Origin of the sequence: Microbacterium sp. NPDC077644, assembly GCF_040702785.1 — a bacterium.
Lineage (GTDB): Bacteria > Actinomycetota > Actinomycetes > Actinomycetales > Microbacteriaceae > Microbacterium.
In genome coordinates this window covers 248,868-265,300 of record NZ_JBFBME010000001.1, presented here as the reverse complement: position 1 = coordinate 265,300, position 16,433 = coordinate 248,868, and the positions used below count along the sequence as shown (strand labels likewise).

The following is a 16,433-nucleotide window of genomic DNA, read 5'->3' as shown; positions in this document are numbered from 1 at the left end:
AGGGTAGTCGCGGTTCGCGCCCCCGCTGCGAGGATGGTTCTGTGCGGACGAGCGTCGAGTGGATGGAGCGGCATCAGGTGCTGCTGTACGTCGCAGCGCTCGCGGTGGGCGCCGGCGCCGGCCTTCTCGCGCCCGCCGTCGCGCATCCTGCGGAACTCGCCATCACTCCGGTGCTCGGCGTGCTGCTGTACGCGACGTTCCTCGGCGTGCCGTTCGCGCGCGTCGGGCAGGCGCTGCGCGACGGGCGTTTCCTCGCGACCGTCCTGGTCCTGAACTTCGCCGTCGTCCCGGTCGTCGTCTGGGCGCTCTCCCGGATCGTCGCGCACGACCGGGTGCTGCTGGTCGGCGTGCTCTTCGTGCTGCTGACGCCGTGCATCGACTACGTGATCGCGTTCACGGGCATCGCCGGCGGCGCGAAGGACCGGCTGCTCGCGGCCGCACCGCTGCTCATGGTCGCGCAGATGCTGCTGCTTCCGCTGCAGCTGTGGCTGTTCGTCGGACCGGAGTTCGTGCAGCGCATCGATCTCGCCCCGTTCGCCGAGGCGTTCGTGCTGCTCATCGTCGTGCCGTTGGCCGCAGCCGGCCTCACCCAGCTCGCCGCAGCGCGCACCCACTGGGGATCGGCGACGGAATCGGTCGTCTCGGGCGCCATGGTGCCGCTGATGATGCTGACCCTCGCGCTCGTCGTCGCCTCGCAGCTCGCCGCCGTCGGTGCGCGCATCGGGTCCATGGCCCTGGCCGTCCTCGTCTACGTCCTCTTCGCCGTCCTCATGGTGCCCATCGGGGCTCTTGCCGGGCGCATCGCGAGGCTCGACGTGCCGGCGCGCACAGCGGTCGTCTTCAGCGGCGTCACCCGCAACTCGCTCGTGGTGCTGCCCCTCGTGCTCGCGCTCCCCGCGGCGTTCGACCTCGCGCCGCTGGCGGTGGTGACGCAGACCCTCGTGGAGCTCGTCGCGATGGTCGTCCTCGTCCGTCTCGTGCCGGCGCTCCTGCGGCGCCGCTGACGCGCGCGGGGATGGCCGGTGTCGCCCATGCGACGAGTGAAGTCCCCTTCCCGTGCCGCCCGCAGGGTCGCACATGGTCGCCACACAGCACGAATGCCGACCACACGCGTCACCTCCTGGCCAGGGTCGCTACCGCCGCTCCGCACCCCGCCCGGTGGTCCTACTGCTCGACGCGCTCGATCGTGACGATGCGGGCGGCGTCGGCATCCAGGTCCTCGTCGGCGATGTCCTCGGCGCCGCCGACGGGTCGCTCGATCTCGATGTCCCACCAGGCGTCCGCGATCGCCGGCGCCATCTCGCGCCCCCACTCGATCACCACGACCGAGTGGGCGAAGTCGACGTCGAGGTCGTCGAGCTCGGCGGCCGATCCCAGACGGTACGCGTCGACGTGCACGAGCGGCGCCCGGCCGATGAGCGACGGATGCGTGCGTGCGATCACGAACGTCGGGCTCTGCACAGGGCCGCGCACGCCGAGGCCCTCGGCGAGCCCGCGGGTGAACGTCGTCTTCCCCGCTCCCAGCGGCCCGGTCAGCACGAGCAGGTCGCCCGCGGTCAGCTGCTCGCCGATCACGAACCCGAGGCGCTCCATCTCATCGGACGTGGCGATCTCGCGCCGGCCGAGGAAGGCGGGGTCGACGCTCATGCGCTCCTCCGCGGAACGCGGTTGCCGATCCGGCTGACGATCTCGTAGTTGATCGTGCTCGCCGCGTTCGCCCACTCAGTCGCCGCGGGAGCGCCCAGCGTCGGGTCGCCGAACAGCACGACCTCGTCGCCCACCGACACCGCGGAGTCGCCGACATCGACGACGAACTGGTCCATGGCGATGCGGCCGGCGACCGTGTGCCGACGGCCGCCGATGACGACAGGGCCGCGTCCGGATGCCTGCCGGGGGATGCCGTCGGCGTACCCGAGCGGCACGAGGGCGAGTGTCGTGTCGCGGTTCGTGCGGTGGTCGTAGCCGTATGAGACGCCCGTCCCCGCGGGAACGCGACGGACGGCGGCGACGGCGCCGCGGAGTGTCATGGCCGGGCGTAGGCCGAGCTCGGCGGACGAGCGGTCGTCGAACGGTGAGAGCCCGTACAGCCCGATGCCGATGCGCACGGCATCCAGTCGGGTCTCGGGCAGGTCGATCGCGGCGGCCGTGGCGGCGATGTGGCGGATCTCGGGACGGATGCCGGCGGATGCCGCGGCCGCCGTGCCCTCCTCGAACCGGGCGAGCGCGGCGCGATCGTCGGCGGGCGAGGTGTTGGAGAGGTGGCTGAACAGGCCGACGACGCGGATGTGTCCGATGCGCTCGAGCCGCGCGGCCTCCGCGAAGACCCGACCCCAGTCGCTCGGTGCGATGCCGTTGCGCGACAGCCCCGTCTCGAGCTTCAGGTGCACGGCGACATCGCCCCCCGCGACGGCACCGGCCGCCTCGAGCTGGTCGAACGATGAGATCCCGAGTTCGATGCGGTTCGCGGCGGCGAGGTCGAAGCTCTGCCCGGGCTCGTGCAGCCAGGCGATCACGGGGGCGGTGATGCCGGCGCGACGCAGCTCGAGCCCCTCGGCGATCTCGGCGACGCCGAGCCTGGTCGCCCCGCCCGCGAGCGCCGCGACGGCGGATGCCGTGGCCCCGTGCCCGTAGGCGTTCGCCTTGACGACGGCGATGACCTGGGCGCCGGTGAGCTTGCGGATGTGCCGGGTGTTGTCGGTGATCGCATCCATCTCGATCGTCGCCTCGCGGAACGGAGCGCTCATGCGGTGCCCTCGATCCGCTCGGCGATCACCATGGCCGTGGCGAGGCCGGCGTCGTGCGACATGGTCAGGTGCAGGGCCGTGATGCCGCGCTGCTCGATGACGTCGGCGGTCGTGCCGGTGAGGCGGAAGTACGGCTTGCCCGATTCCTCGGAGCCGATCTCGATCTCGGTCCAGTGCACGCCGTCCGAACCGCCGAGCGCCTTGATGAGGGCCTCCTTGGCGGCGTAGCGCGCGGCGAGCGACGGCAGACGCAGCTCTCGTTCGGTCGGCGCGAACAGGCGCTCCATCAACCGCGGTGTGCGGGACATGGTGCGCTCGAACCGCGGGATGTCGACGAGGTCGATGCCGGTCCCGATGATCACCGTCCCAGCCTACCGGCGTGCGGACGGCGGCTCGGATGGCCGCGTCAGAGTTCGCCGAACCGCTTCTCGTACTCGGGCGACAGTTCGGCGAAGCGGGCGTCCCAGTCCTGCGGGATCGGCGTGCCCGCGACCTCGGCGTCGAGCCGTTCGAGGTAGGTCTGCCATCCGGCTCCGTAGAAGATCGAGCGGATGCCGGTGTGCACGAGCCGCGTGCGCGTGCCGCCGTCTGCCTCCTCGAGCGTCACGGTGAGCTCGGTGGGCTCCTCGCCGGTCGCGTGCCAGGTCGTCGTGAACGACCGCGGCGCATCGCACGATGCGATCGTTCCCGTCGCCCACGGCTCCTCGTCGCCCTCGGTCGCGACGGCCCACGTGCCGCCCTCGCGCAGGTCGCCGGTGTAGTCGACCATCCAGCGCGCGAGACGTTCACGGGTGGTGATCGCCTGCCAGAGGTCGTCGATGCCCGTCGCGTAGACCTCGTCGTAGACGAGTCGGAAGCCGTCGCCGTGCCGTTCGATGGTGGGGCTGTGGATCGTCATGATGCACTCCTGTCCTCTGGATGCTGCCGGTCCGGATGCTCCCGATACGGATGCTCCGCCCGCTGCGCTGCTCCGGCGGCCCGCTTCGCTTCGCGCTGACCGCGGGCGACCTCGGTGTGCAGCGCGTCGAGGCGCTGCGCCAGCGGCGCGCGCAGCGCCGCGAGAGCTCGTGCCGCGGCATCCGGCCCCGCAGGGTCGAGGGCGTAGATGCGGCGCGGACCATCGGGCCGCACGGTCGCGAAGCCGTTCTCGCGCAGGACCTTCAGGTGCTGCGACACCGCGGGCTGAGAGATGCCGAACTCGGCGCGGGCGATGTCCGTCAGCATGCCGGCGGACTGCTCCCCCAGCGCGAGCACGGCGAGCAGCCGGCGCCGCACGGCATCCGCCAGGACCTCGAACTCATGCACAGCTCGATCATATAAGTCTTGCCTTATACGATCAACACCCATCCACATGAGACCCCGTCTGGCCTACGAGACCCCGTCCTGCTGACGTCGGCAGGACGGGGTCTCGTAGGCGGGACGGGGTCTGTGGGAACGCGTGGCGGCGGCGGCCCCGACGAGACGCGGAAGCTCGGCCTACTCGACAGTGACGGACTTCGCGAGGTTGCGGGGCTGGTCGACGTCCAGGCCCTTCGCGGTCGCGAGGGCCATCGCGAAGATCTGCAGCGGCACGACCGCGAGCACGGGTTCGAACATGGCACCGGCGAGCGGGATGCGGATGACCTCGTCCGCGAACGGCAGGACGGCGACATCCCCCTCTTCAGCCACGACGATCACGCGGGCACCACGAGCGCGGATCTCCTGGATATTCGAGACGACCTTGGAGTGGATGAGCGCCGAGTGACGCGGCGACGGCACGATCACGAAGACCGGCTGACCGGGCTCGATGAGCGCGATCGGGCCGTGCTTGAGCTCGCCGGCGGCGAAGCCCTCCGCGTGGATGTACGAGATCTCCTTGAGCTTGAGCGCACCCTCGAGGGCGATCGGGTAACCGACGTGCCGGCCGAGGAAGAGCACCGAGCGGGTGTCCGCCATCCAGCTCGCGAGCTGGGTGACGTGGTCGTTCTCCTTCTCGAGCACGCTGGCGATCTTCTCCGGCAGAGAGGCGAGCTCGGCAACAGCCGCCGTGTCGGTGAGCACCGAGCGCACGCGCCCCATGTGCAGGCCGAGCAGCAGGAGCGCGGTGATCTGCGCCGAGAACGCCTTGGTGGATGCCACGGCGACCTCGGGCCCGGCGTGGGTGTAGACGACGGCATCCGATTCGCGCGGGATCGTCGCGCCCTGCGTGTTGCAGATCGACAGCGTGCGGGCGCCGCGCTCGCGGGCGTACTTGACGGCCATGAGGGTGTCCATGGTCTCGCCGGACTGGCTGATCGAGATGACGAGCGTGTCGTCACCGATCACCGGGTCGCGGTAGCGGAACTCGTGCGCGAGCTCGACGTCGGTCGCGACGCGGGCCCACTGCTCGATCGCGTACTTGCCGACGAGGGCTGCGTAGGATGCCGTGCCGCAGGCCGTGATGATCACGCGGTTGATGCCGACGAAGAGGTCGTCCAGCCCATCGAGCTCGGGGATGACGACCTCGCCGTCCTGCACACGGCCGCGGATCGTGTTCGCCACGGCCTCGGGCTGCTCGGCGACCTCCTTGGCCATGAACGACGACCATCCGCCCTTCTCGGCGGCGGCGGCATCCCACGACACGTCGAACGGCTCGGCTTCGACCGGTGCGCCGGCGAAGTCGGTCACGGTGACGGCATCCGGCGTGATCGCGACGATCTGGTCCTGGCCGATCGCGAGCGCCTTGCGGGTGTGCTCGACGAAGGCGGCGACGTCGGATCCGAGGAAGTTCTCGCCCTCGCCGAGCCCGATCACCAGCGGCGAGTTGCGGCGGGCGCCGACGACGAGACCGGGGTGGTCCTGGTGGGTGGCGAGGAGGGTGAACGCGCCCTCGAGGCGGTTCACGACAGCCTGGAAAGCAGCCTGCAGGTCGGGGTTCTTGCCGTACTCGCGGCCGAGGAGGGCAGCGGCGACCTCGGTGTCGGTCTCGCTGAGGAACTCGACGCCCGAGGCTGCGAGCTCGTCCCGGAGCGGGGCGAAATTCTCGATGATGCCGTTGTGGATGACGGCGAGCTTGCCGTCATCGGCGAGGTGCGGGTGCGCGTTGAGGTCGGTCGGCCCACCGTGGGTCGCCCAGCGCGTGTGGCCGATGCCCGTGGTGCCGTCGCCGAGCGGAGCGTCGACGAGGGAGTCGCGCAGCACGGCTAGCTTGCCGGCCTTCTTGCGCATCCCGAGGTTGCCGTCGCGATCGATGACGGCGATTCCGGCGGAATCATAGCCGCGGTACTCGAGCCGGGCGAGGCCGGCGATAAGGATGTCCTGGCTGGGGCGCGGGCCCACGTATCCGACGATTCCACACATGACATCAAGAATAAGCGGCGCATTTTGCGCGGATGCCGAACAATATCAGGATGCTGTGGATGCCGCACTGCACGCCCGGGGTCGCATATGGTCGCCTGAGCCGCGCCGAGGCGACCATTTACGCCCCTCCGCCCTCGCGCGCCTGCCCGCCACCTCGGCGGGGGTCTCAAACGGTCGCCGAACCCGCACCCAAGCGACCAGATGCGCCACCTCCCGACGAGGGGGATGCCGCATCCGGAGAGCGCGACGCGTCAGAGCTTGCGCAGCAGCACGCTCTCGACGTTGTGATCGGCACCCTTGTTCAGAACGAGCGTCGCCCGGTGCTTGGTGGGCATCACGTTCTCGAGCAGGTTGGGCATGTTGATGTCACGCCAGTAGCCGAGTGCCGTGGCCACGGCCTCGTCGTCGGTCAGATGCGCGAAGACGTTGAAGTACGACGACGGATTGGCGAACGCCCCCTGTCGCAGCGCGAGGAACCGGTCGACGTACCACTTCTCGATGTGCGCCGGGTCGGCGTCGACGTAGACGGAGAAGTCGAACAGGTCGCTGACGGCGACGTCGTTCGGGGCGGGCGGCGGCTGCAGCACGTTCAGGCCCTCGACGATGACGACGTCGGGCCGGCGCACGACGACCCGGGCGTCGGGCACGATGTCATACCGCATGTGCGAGTAGAACGGGGCGCGCACCTCGGCCGCCCCCGACTTCACCTCGGTGAGGAACTCCAGCAGCGCCCGGCGGTCGTACGACTCGGGGAAGCCCTTGCGGTCCATCAGCCCGCGCCGTTCGAGCTCGGCGTTCGGGTACAGGAATCCGTCCGTGGTCACCAGCTCGACGCGCGGCGTGCCGGGCCACCGGCTCATCAGTTCGCGCAGCAGTCGCGCGATCGTCGACTTGCCCACGGCGACGGAACCGGCGACGCCGACCACGAACGGCGTCGTGACATCCTCCTCGTCGAGGAACGTGCTCGTCGCAGCACCCAGCTGCTTGGTCGCCGAGGCGTACAGGCTGAGCAGGCGGCTGAGCGGAAGGTAGACCTCCGCCACCTCCGTCAGGTCGAGCCGGTCGCCGATCCCACGCAGCTCGACGACCTCGGTCTCGCTGAGCGGCTGGTCCAGGCCCGCGGCCAATCGTGCCCACTCGGCTCGTCCGATCTCACGGTACGGAGACAGGGGCTTGGTGGGGTCATCGGCGGTCACGGCATCCATCGTATCGACCGCGTCGCACGCAGTAGTGTCTTCCCGTGCGCTTGGGAATCCTCGACATCGGGTCGAACACCGTCCACCTGCTCGCGGCGGATGCACGCCCCGGCGGAAGACCGCTCGCGACGACGAGTGACCGCAGCGTCGTCCGTCTGATGCGCTTCCTCACTCCGGAGGGTGCGATCAGCGAAGAGGGCGTTCGAGCCCTCGAGGATGCCGTCACCCGCGCCCGCGGGATCGCCGAGACCGAGCGCGTCGAGACGCTACTCGCCACTGCGACCAGCGCGGTCCGCGAAGCCGTAAACGGCGACGAGGTCATCGCCCGCATCGAACGAGCGCTCGGTCAGCCGCTGCAGGTGCTCACCGGCGAGCAGGAGGCGGAGCTGACATTCCTCGCCGTGCGGCGATGGTTCGGGTGGGATGCCGGCCGCATCCTGCTGCTCGACATCGGCGGCGGCTCGTTCGAGTTCGCAGCGGGCGGTGACGAGCTGCCGGAGGTCGCAGCATCCGTTCCCCTTGGCGCCGGGCGCATGACGGTGCAGTTCCTGCCGGACGACCCGCCCGGCGAGAATGCCGTGGAGCTGCTGCGCGCGCACGCCCGGGCGGTACTGGCGCCGGTGGCGGCGCGGCTGAACGCGTTGCCGTCGCCGGATCACATGGTGGGGTCGTCGAAGGCGATCCGGTCGCTCGCGAACCTCGCGGGGCGGGAGGTGTCGGGGCTCGGCTTCGACCGGACAGTGATGTCGCGGGCCTCGCTGAAGTCGTGGATTCCGCGGCTCGCGCGGATTCCGGCATCGGCTCGTCAGGAGCTTCCGGGCATCACACCCGACCGCACGTTCCAGATCGTCGCGGCCGCCGTCGTGCTGCACACGGCGATGAAGATGCTCGACATCGACGAGATCGAGGTGTCGCCGTGGGCGCTGCGCGAAGGCGTCATGCTCCGCTACACCGAGTCGATGACCTGGGGCGGCTCCGGGATCTGACCGTGCGCGGCTCGCCACCGGATGCCCGCCGCCCGAGGTGACGCAAATGGTCGCCTCAACGCGCGCGAAGCAGCGCAACGCGACCCCTCCCGGCGAAGTGCCGTGCGCTGCGCCACTGCGACCTCACGCAGCGAGTCTGTCAGGGCGGATGTCGAGCCGCCGCAGCCACTGCGCGTTCAACGCGACGACGATCGTCGACAGCGACATGAGCACGGCGCCGACCGACATCGGCAGCACGAAGCCGATCGGTGCGAGCACGCCTGCGGCCAGCGGCACGGACAGCAGGTTGTAACCGGCGGCCCACCACAGGTTCTGCGTCATCTTGCGGTAGCTCGCCCGCGACAGCTCCATGATCGACAGCACGGCGCGCGGATCGTCGCTTGCGAGGATCACCCCGGCGGACGCGATCGCGACGTCGGTGCCCGCGCCGATCGCGATGCCGACGTCGGCCTGCGCGAGCGCGGGCGCATCGTTGACGCCGTCGCCGACCATGGCGACGCGGCGCCCCTCGTCCTGCAGTTGCTTGACGGTGGCGGCCTTGTCCTCCGGGCGGACGCCGGCGAAGAACCGGTCGATGCCCAGATCGGCGGCCACGGCGGATGCGACGGCCTCCGCGTCGCCTGTGATCATGACGACCTGCACGCCGCGCGCATGCAGCGCCTCGACGGCCGCGCGCGATTCGGGGCGCACTTCGTCGGCGAGCTTCAGTGCACCCGCCACCTGTCCGTCGACGAGCACGTGCAGGATGATCGCGCCATCCGCTCGCCAGTCGTCGGCGATCGGAAGCTCCGAGACGCCCTCCTGCTCGAGCAGGTACGGCCCGCCGACCTGCACGACGTGCCCGTCGACGTCGGCGCGGACGCCGACCGCGGGCGATGACGAGAACCCGGATGCCGCAGGCACGGCGAGGTGCTCGGCGGCGCCGACGATGGCGCGGGCGAGCGGATGCTCCGAATCGGCCTCCGCCGCGGCGGCGAGCGCGAGCAGCCGGTCCTCGTCGAGGTCGCCCGCCGGGCGGACGGCGGTGACCGCCGGCGCGCCCTTGGTCAGGGTTCCGGTCTTGTCGAACAGCACCGTGTCGACCGTGCGCATGCTCTCGAGTGCGAGCCGGTCCTTCACGAGCACGCCGCCGCGCGCCGCGCGCTCGGTCGCGATCGAGACGACGAGCGGGATCGCGAGGCCCAGGGCGTGCGGGCACGCGATCACGAGGACGGTGATGGTGCGCACGACGGCCTCGTCCGGCATCCCGAGCGCGCTCCACGCGACGGCGGTGACGACGGCGGCGATCAGGGCGAACCAGAACAGCAGCGCGGCGGCGCGGTCGGCGATGCGCTGCGCGCGAGAACTGGAGTTCTGCGCCTCGGTGACGAGCTTCCGGATGCCGGCGAGCGCCGTGTCCTCGCCGATCGCCGCGACCTCGACCCGAACCCCCGAATCCGTGGCGACCGTGCCTGCGACGACCTGGTCGCCCTCGGCGCGGCGGACCGGGCGGGACTCGCCCGTGATCATCGACTCGTCCATGCTCGCAGAGCCCTGTACGACGGTGCCGTCCGCGGGGACGCGCCCGCCCGGCCTGATCACGACGACGTCGCCGACCCGCAGGTCGGCAGGCGCGACGGTGACGGTGGTGTCGCCCTCGACGCGCTCGGCCTCATCGGGCAGGAGTGCGGCGAGCGAGTCCAGCGCCGAGGTGGTCTGCGCGAGGGAGCGCATCTCGATCCAATGGCCGAGCAGCATGATGACGATGAGCAGCGCGAGCTCCCACCAGAACTCGAGCTCGTGGTGCAGCATCCCCAGACTCGCACCCCAGGACGCGAGGAACGCGACCGTGATCGCGAGACCGATCAGCAGCATCATGCCGGGCGCGCGTGCTCGCAGTTCCCGCGCGGCGCCGACGAGGAACGGCGCGCCGCCCCAGACGTACATGACGGTGCCGAGCACGGGCGAGATCCAGCGCACCCATGCGGCATCCGGCAGCGTGTAGCCGAGCACCATCGCGAACATGCCCGAGAAGGCGATCACCGGAATCGCGACGACGAGCATGATCCAGAAGAGCCGCCGGAACTGCCCGACGTGATCCCCGTGGCCTCCGTGGCCGGCGTGAGCATGCCCTCCGTGACCGGCGTGCCCATGCTCGGCGTGACCGGCATCGGAGTGGTCGTGCTCGGCGTGCGCCACGGCCGCGTGATCGTGCTCGCCGTGCTCGTGCATCGTGTGCTCGTGCTGATTCATCGGACTCCTCGATTCCCGTTCAGGATACCCATAGGGGGTATAAGACGCCACCGCCCGTCGGCATTCCCCGCCCGCAAGATAGACTCCGGTCTATGAGTTCTGCAACGGGTTCGGCGACGGATGCCGGGGCGCTCACCGCCCTCGCCGATCCGACCCGCGCGCGGATCGTCCGGCTCATCCAGGATGCCGACGGCGGCCGTGCTCTCGTCGGACGGCTGGCCGACGCGCTGCATCTTCGGCAGCCCACGATCAGTCACCACATGGGCGTGCTGCACGCCGAGGGCGTCGTCGTCCGCGAGCGCGAGGGCCGCAGGGTCTGGTACTCGGTCAACCCCGATGAGTCCGATCGCATCGCGGCCGTGCTCGGCACTGCCCCGCAGACTGTCGAGCCCGACTTCGACCGCGTGATCGATGATCTGGCCGAGCGCTACCGCGGCCGATTCAGTCGAGAAACCGTCGCTCGCTGCGTCGCCGACAGCGCCGACCTGATGCGTGCGAGCAGCGGATCGAGCCTTCTCACCTCGCGAACCGCCGCGTTCGCGGCATCCCGCCTCGACGACGTCGCCAGCGCCGGCGCCCCAGATGCAGCTCCGAAGAGCAGGCCCACGGTCCTCTTCGTCTGCGTTCAGAACGCCGGCAGGTCGCAGCTGGCGGCCGGCATCCTGCGCCAGCTCGCCGGCGATCGGGTGACCGTCCGCACGGCGGGGTCCGCTCCGGCATCCGAGGTCCGCACCGCAGTCGTGACGGCGCTCGACGAGATCGGCGTGACGCTGGGCGGCGAGTTCCCGAAGCCGCTCACCGATGAAGCGGTCCGGGCGGCCGATGTCGTGGTGACGATGGGCTGCGGCGACGCGTGCCCGATCTATCCCGGCACGCGCTACGAGGACTGGGAGATCGCCGATCCGTCGGGGCAGCCGATGGCCGCGGTGCGCGCGATCCGCGACGAGATCGATGGCCGCGTCCGCGCGCTGTTGAACGTTCTATAGATCACCATCTATGCTTGCGGCATGACCGCACCCACCGTCCTCTTCGTCTGCGTCCACAACGCGGGGCGCTCGCAGATGGCGGCCGGCTTCCTCCAGGCGCTCGCCGGAGACCGCATCGAGGTGCTCTCGGCCGGCTCCGAGCCGAAGGATCAGATCAACCCCACAGCCGTCCAGGTCATGGCCGAGGAGGGCATCGACATCGCGTCGGGCACCCCGAAGCTGCTGACCGTCGAGGCCGTGCGGGAGTCCGACGTGGTCATCACCATGGGCTGCGGCGACGCCTGCCCGATCTTCCCCGGCAAGCGCTACGAGGACTGGCAGCTCGACGACCCGGCGGGGCAGGATGCCGCGACCGTGCGGCGCATCCGCGACGACATCCGCGCTCGTGTCGAGACGCTCATCGGCGAACTCACCGCGTGAGCACGCATCCGCTCGGGCGCCGCGTGCTCGCCGAGTTCCTCGGCACGGGTCTGCTCGTCGCCGTGGCGGTCGGCTCGGCCATCGCGGCGGGGCGGCTGTCCCCCGACCCCGGCGTGCAGCTGCTGGCCTCGGCCGTTGCGACGGCGATGGGGCTCGGCGTGCTCATCGTGCTGCTCGCGCCGGTGTCGGGCGCGCATCTGAACCCCGTCGTCACGCTTGCACTGACGGCGCTCGAGGGGCGCTCGCCGGCCGGGATGCTGAAGCGCGAGCTGGTCGCCTACGCATCGGCTCAGATCGCCGGAGGCATCGGCGGCGCGCTGCTCGCGAACGCCATGTTCGCGGTTCTGACGTCACTGTCGACGACCGATCGGGCGACGCCTGCGACGTTCCTCGCCGAAGTCGTGGCGACGGCCGGGCTCGTGCTCGTGATCGCCGGCCTCAGCCGCGCAGGACGCCCCGCGACGGTGATCGCGACGGCGGTCGGATGCTACATCGGCGCCGCCTACTGGTTCACGAGTTCGACCTCGTTCGCGAACCCGGCCGTGACGATCGCGCGCACGCTCACCGAGACGCCGGCGGGCATCGCCCCGGCATCCGTCCTGCCCTGGCTGCTCGCGCAGCTGCTCGGCGGGGCGATCGCGGTCGGTCTCACGATGGTGCTGTTCCCGGCGCGCGATGCGCAATGATTGATCTGTGAACAACGGCTCTGTCTCGGGCGCAATGTCGCGGATGACGTCCGGCCCGCGCACGGATGCCCCGCACGGCATGCCCTACTTCGGCGACAGCCGATGCCGATCGATCTGGCAGTGGCAGCTCGTTCTGGCGTTCACGGTCGTGGCGATCAGCGTCGGGGTCGCGCTGCTGACACCCGCACGATTCGCCGACTGGCGATTCAGCGTCGGCTCCCTCGCCGTCATCGCGATCTCCGTGATCTCGTTGGCCGTCCCGTGGCACCGGCTCGGCCAGAACAGCGTTCTGCTGCTGCCCCTTCTCGACACGCTGGCGATCTCGCTGATGGCGCAGGGCGGCGTCGCGGCATCCGCGTTCCTGTGGGTCTTCCCCCTCGCCTGGGTAGCGTCGTACTACTCCGTGACCGTGCTGATCGGCACGCTCGCGCTGATCGGACTGCTCCGGCTGATCAACCTCTTCGTGCTGGGGATCACGGTCGAGACCACGATCAACGTGGTGATCCTGCTCATCACGCTCGGGTTCGTCGGCGTGATCATGGCTGTGGGCAGCGAGCGCAACCACTCCTCGCGCCGCCTGCTCCGAGCGCAGTCCGAGCGTCTCGCGCATGCCCTGGGTCGCGTGAACGAGCAGAAGGCCCGCAACCGGCGGCTGCTCGACTCCCTCGACATCGGCATCGCCCGCGTCGGCGCCGGCGGTCTGATCGAGGTGTCCAACGACGCCTTCCACACGATCTTCGCCCTCGACGCCGCCGCGCAGTTCCACCCGACCCGCGCGGTCGAGTACCGCAGCCGCCGTGGCGAGCCCGTACCCGCCGGACAGACCGCCATCGCACGCGCCTCGCGTGGAGAGCTGTTCGCGGACGAGGTCGTCTGGCTGTTCGGGCTCGATGGCCAATGGCGAGCGGTGAAGACGACGACGAAGGCGATCGGCCACGGGCTCATCACCGGTGATGGGCTGCTGCTGGTCGTCGAAGACGTCACGGCCACGATCGACCCACAGGCGGGCCGAGAAGCCACGCGGCGCATGATCTCGCATGAGCTCCGCAATCCCCTCACCGCTGTTCTCGGGCACATCGACCTGATCATCGAGCGCCCCGACATCGACGACGCGGTCCGCGAGCAGCTCGAGGTCGTCGAGCGGGCCGGCGAGCGCATGCAGCAGCTCATCAACAACGCTCTCACGGTCCCCGAGAACACGCCCGACGCCGCCGTCGACTTCGATCTCGCCGATCTCGCCCGCTCATCGCTCGAGGGCTTCTCCCCCGCGGCGGACTCGGCCGGGGTCGTCCTCGAGGCAGCGCTCGACGAGAAGCTGTGCGTGTGCGGCGACGCGTTCCGGCTTCGCCAGGTGGTCGACAACATCGTCGGCAACGCGATCAAGTACGCTCAGCGCGGCGGACGTGTGTCCGTCGAGGGCTTCCGGCCGGGCACCGGCGAAGTCGGCCTCAGAATCTCCGACACGGGGATCGGCATCGCCGAAGAGGACATTCCCCGCATCTTCGAGCGCGATTTCCGCACCCAGGCCGCCCGTGACAGCGGCATCCCCGGCACCGGACTGGGCCTGAGCATCTCGCGCGACATCGTCGTCGAACAGAGCGGCCGTCTCGAGGTGCAGAGCCAGATCGGACAGGGCACCACCGTCACCGTCGTCCTGCCGGCGGCCCAGCAACTCTCCCATGAAGGGGCACCTGCATGATCACATCAACACTGGTGATGCCGGTGATCGCGATCGCGACTGTGGCGACCATCGTCTACATCGGTCTCGGCTTCCTGCCACGTCCGTCCGTCGCGAGCGCATGCTGGTCGGCGGCGTTCGCGATCTCGATGGTCGGCTCCTACGTGTGGCTGGCACAGGATTTCGTGTTTCCCGAGCAGATGCGCGCGATCGGATCCGCCCTCTCGATCGCCCCCATGCCGCTGCTGTGGTCGGGCGCGCGCGCCTATCGCGGACGCCGCACGTTCGTCCCGATCGCGATCGCGGCGCTCGTCGCAACGCCGCTCTTCCTCCTCCTGGGCATCATGCAGGGGTACTACGGCATCGCCTTCCGGATCGTGTTCTGCGCCGCGGCGGTGTTCGCCGTACTGCTCTTCGTCGAACTGGCGAAGCTCGGACCGCAATTGCGTGACGAGGCTCTGCCTCTGATGGGCGTCACGGCGATCTTCACCGTGTTCGCCGTCATCACGGTGATCAACGGCATCCTCACGGCGGCCGGCGCCCTCCCCCCGTCTGACAGCCTGGACTTCCTGCGCACCCTGAACATGATCGGGATGACGGTGTTCATCGTGTGCGCCCTCATCACCACGCTGCTGCTGACCGTCCGGGACGACGAGCACAACCGTTCGCCCTACCGGATGTTCGAGCAGACGGCTCGCACGCGCCTGGAGCGCGCGCAGGCATCCGCGGACCCCTGGTGGTCGCTGCTCGACATCCGCCTGGACGACCCCGACGACATCCGCCGGGCGTCGAGCACGGCGGCATTCAACGCGGTCGTGGCGAAGCTCTCGCGCGATATCGACAGCGTCTTCCCTGCCGACGCCGACATCGAGCGGGTCAAGCCGGACTGCTTCCTGATCCTCGTACCGCGTCCGACGGGCGCGGTACGAGATCTGCTGACCGAGTTGCTCGAACGCGTGTCCGCATCCGAGCCCGGCCAGCCGTTTCCGCTGCGCCTGTCGGCGAGTGCGGGATGGGCGTCGGTGACGGCAGCGGGGTACAACTTCGACCTGCTCGTCCAGGCCGCATCGGACGCAGCTGTCACGGCGCACGCCGACGGCGGCGACCGATGGGAGCGCGTGCGTGGCGAGAACGAGTAGGCGCCGCACCGGCCCACCGCGCCGCGCCTCGTGGCTGGTCGTCGCCGGCGCGGCCGTGCTCGCGATCGTCATCGGGCTCGTGTTCGCCGTCGCGTCGGCCCAGAGATGGTTCCACACCGTGACGGCGCAGCCGCCCGGCGTGGGCACCGTCGTGCTTGCACCGGCGGAGTCGAAGGCCAGCCTGGCGCTGGGGACGACGTTGGATGCCGCGGCCACAGCCGCGACGGAGTACCTGGCCGCCCAGCCGACGGCGTACTGGCTGACGCCGGAGCAGGATCCGCCGGGGACCGCCGGAGAGACCACGGCGCACCTGCTCGCACAGGCGCGCGATCAGGATGTCGCGCTCGCGCTCGTCGTGTACGGCCTGCCTGGCCGCGACTGCGGCAACCACTCCGCCGGCGGGCTCGAGCCGGACTCTTATCGCGGCTGGGTCGATGAGATAGCCGCGGCGCTGGCGACCGCCCCGGATCTCCAGAAGATCGTGATCCTCGAGCCCGACAGTCTTGCGCTGGCCCCGGAGTGCGGAAACCTCGACGAGCGTACCGGACAGCTGCGTGGGGCCGTCGAGTCGCTCGACGGCCCCGGCACCTGGATCTACCTCGACGGCGGGCACAGCGGCTGGCTGCCGGCGGAGGAGATGGCGCGGCTGATCGGTGCCGTCGGCGCGAACGACCGCATCCGCGGGTTCGCGACGAACGTGTCGAACTACCGCTCGACGTTCGACGAGTTCGACTACGCCCGCGCCGTGTCGGAGGAGCTCGGCGGGCTGCATGCCATCGTCGATACATCGCGCAACGGCGCCGCCACCGCGGGCGACGAGTGGTGCAATCCGCCCGGCCAGCGCGTCGGTGAACCCGGCGGCACGTACGGCGACGACGTGGTCGACACGAACCTGTGGATCAAACCACCCGGCGAGAGCGATGGACCGTGCAATGGCGGACCGGCCGCGGGGACATTTTGGCCAGAAGGCGCTATAGCACTAGCCAAAAGTCCATAACAGCCCTAGTATTCAGATGAGGGATGACTTTGGTGTGCGCTTGTAGCATGG

16 protein-coding genes are annotated in these 16,433 nt (G+C 70.1%); 8 read left to right on the top strand and 8 right to left on the bottom strand.

Translation table 11 applies throughout. From position 1 onward, the window contains the following. The first annotated feature begins 41 nt into the window (after positions 1–41). A complete protein-coding gene (locus AB0269_RS01325) occupies positions 42–1,004 on the top strand; it encodes a bile acid:sodium symporter (protein ID WP_366209379.1) in 963 nt (320 codons plus the stop codon). Positions 1,005–1,164: 160 nt separating this feature from the next. Here AB0269_RS01325 and tsaE read toward each other — a convergent pair whose 3' ends face one another. From tsaE to coaA, 7 genes are all read right to left on the bottom strand, one after another. Next, on the bottom strand, positions 1,165–1,647 hold the full coding sequence (gene tsaE, locus AB0269_RS01320) for a tRNA (adenosine(37)-N6)-threonylcarbamoyltransferase complex ATPase subunit type 1 TsaE (protein ID WP_366209378.1): 483 nt from the start codon (positions 1,645–1,647) through the stop codon (positions 1,165–1,167). Continuing rightward, positions 1,644–2,744, bottom strand: a complete 1,101-nt coding sequence (alr, locus tag AB0269_RS01315; protein ID WP_366209377.1) for an alanine racemase — start codon at positions 2,742–2,744, stop codon at positions 1,644–1,646. The genes tsaE and alr overlap by 4 nt, the downstream gene beginning before the upstream one ends. Further along, positions 2,741–3,106, bottom strand: coding sequence for a holo-ACP synthase (locus tag AB0269_RS01310; protein WP_366209376.1), 366 nt, complete (start codon positions 3,104–3,106; stop codon positions 2,741–2,743). The genes alr and AB0269_RS01310 overlap by 4 nt, the downstream gene beginning before the upstream one ends. Before the next feature lie 44 nt (positions 3,107–3,150). Next, positions 3,151–3,642 (bottom strand): SRPBCC family protein, encoded by a 492-nt coding sequence (locus AB0269_RS01305; RefSeq protein WP_366209375.1) that lies wholly within the window; start codon positions 3,640–3,642, stop codon positions 3,151–3,153. Then, positions 3,639–4,049, bottom strand: a complete 411-nt coding sequence (locus AB0269_RS01300) for a metalloregulator ArsR/SmtB family transcription factor (RefSeq protein WP_366209374.1) — start codon at positions 4,047–4,049, stop codon at positions 3,639–3,641. Before AB0269_RS01300 ends, AB0269_RS01305 begins: the two co-directional genes overlap by 4 nt. Before the next feature lie 171 nt (positions 4,050–4,220). Then, positions 4,221–6,062 carry a glutamine--fructose-6-phosphate transaminase (isomerizing) gene (glmS, locus tag AB0269_RS01295; protein WP_366209373.1) on the bottom strand — a complete coding sequence of 614 codons (1,842 nt, stop codon included), beginning with the start codon at positions 6,060–6,062 and terminating at the stop codon, positions 4,221–4,223. A gap of 251 nt (positions 6,063–6,313) precedes the next feature. Further along, positions 6,314–7,267, bottom strand: a complete 954-nt coding sequence (gene coaA, locus AB0269_RS01290; RefSeq protein WP_366209372.1) for a type I pantothenate kinase — start codon at positions 7,265–7,267, stop codon at positions 6,314–6,316. 35 nt (positions 7,268–7,302) lie between these two features. On the opposite strand from coaA, the gene AB0269_RS01285 reads away from it, so the two are divergent. Continuing rightward, complete coding sequence (locus AB0269_RS01285; protein ID WP_366209371.1) at positions 7,303–8,244, top strand: Ppx/GppA phosphatase family protein; 942 nt, start codon at positions 7,303–7,305, stop codon at positions 8,242–8,244. Between the two features lie 123 nt (positions 8,245–8,367). On the opposite strand, the gene AB0269_RS01280 is transcribed toward AB0269_RS01285, so the two are convergent. Then, positions 8,368–10,476, bottom strand: a complete 2,109-nt coding sequence (locus AB0269_RS01280) for a heavy metal translocating P-type ATPase (RefSeq protein ID WP_366209370.1) — start codon at positions 10,474–10,476, stop codon at positions 8,368–8,370. Positions 10,477–10,568: 92 nt separating this feature from the next. On the opposite strand from AB0269_RS01280, the gene AB0269_RS01275 reads away from it, so the two are divergent. Genes AB0269_RS01275 through AB0269_RS01250 form a run of 6 tightly spaced genes read left to right on the top strand, consistent with a single transcriptional unit; the run spans position 10,569 to position 16,382 of the window. After that, entirely contained in the window at positions 10,569–11,462 is an 894-nt protein-coding gene (locus AB0269_RS01275; RefSeq protein WP_366209369.1) for a metalloregulator ArsR/SmtB family transcription factor, read from the top strand. A 21-nt stretch (positions 11,463–11,483) separates the two neighbouring features. Next, positions 11,484–11,882 (top strand): arsenate reductase ArsC, encoded by a 399-nt coding sequence (locus AB0269_RS01270; protein ID WP_366209368.1) that lies wholly within the window; start codon positions 11,484–11,486, stop codon positions 11,880–11,882. After that, a complete protein-coding gene (locus tag AB0269_RS01265; protein WP_366209367.1) occupies positions 11,879–12,568 on the top strand; it encodes an aquaporin in 690 nt (229 codons plus the stop codon). The genes AB0269_RS01270 and AB0269_RS01265 overlap by 4 nt, the downstream gene beginning before the upstream one ends. A gap of 7 nt (positions 12,569–12,575) precedes the next feature. Continuing rightward, positions 12,576–14,267, top strand: a complete 1,692-nt coding sequence (locus tag AB0269_RS01260; RefSeq protein ID WP_366209366.1) for a HAMP domain-containing sensor histidine kinase — start codon at positions 12,576–12,578, stop codon at positions 14,265–14,267. Further along, positions 14,264–15,385, top strand: a complete 1,122-nt coding sequence (locus AB0269_RS01255; protein WP_366209365.1) for a GGDEF domain-containing protein — start codon at positions 14,264–14,266, stop codon at positions 15,383–15,385. Before AB0269_RS01260 ends, AB0269_RS01255 begins: the two co-directional genes overlap by 4 nt. After that, on the top strand, positions 15,369–16,382 hold the full coding sequence (locus tag AB0269_RS01250) for a glycoside hydrolase family 6 protein (protein WP_366209364.1): 1,014 nt from the start codon (positions 15,369–15,371) through the stop codon (positions 16,380–16,382). Before AB0269_RS01255 ends, AB0269_RS01250 begins: the two co-directional genes overlap by 17 nt. Positions 16,383–16,433: the final 51 nt, after the last annotated feature.

Bases quoted from the DNA above. Each gene is read 5' to 3' on its own strand.
- AB0269_RS01270 (WP_366209368.1), top strand. From the start codon at position 11,484: ATGACCGCACCCACCGTCCTCTTCGTCTGCGTCCACAACGCGGGGCGC.
- coaA (WP_366209372.1), bottom strand. From the start codon at position 7,267: ATGGATGCCGTGACCGCCGATGACCCCACCAAGCCCCTGTCTCCGTAC.
- AB0269_RS01255 (WP_366209365.1), top strand. From the start codon at position 14,264: ATGATCACATCAACACTGGTGATGCCGGTGATCGCGATCGCGACTGTG.
- alr (WP_366209377.1), bottom strand. From the start codon at position 2,744: ATGAGCGCTCCGTTCCGCGAGGCGACGATCGAGATGGATGCGATCACC.
- tsaE (WP_366209378.1), bottom strand. From the start codon at position 1,647: ATGAGCGTCGACCCCGCCTTCCTCGGCCGGCGCGAGATCGCCACGTCC.
- glmS (WP_366209373.1), bottom strand. From the start codon at position 6,062: ATGTGTGGAATCGTCGGATACGTGGGCCCGCGCCCCAGCCAGGACATC.
- AB0269_RS01280 (WP_366209370.1), bottom strand. From the start codon at position 10,476: ATGAATCAGCACGAGCACACGATGCACGAGCACGGCGAGCACGATCAC.
- AB0269_RS01275 (WP_366209369.1), top strand. From the start codon at position 10,569: ATGAGTTCTGCAACGGGTTCGGCGACGGATGCCGGGGCGCTCACCGCC.
- AB0269_RS01305 (WP_366209375.1), bottom strand. From the start codon at position 3,642: ATGACGATCCACAGCCCCACCATCGAACGGCACGGCGACGGCTTCCGA.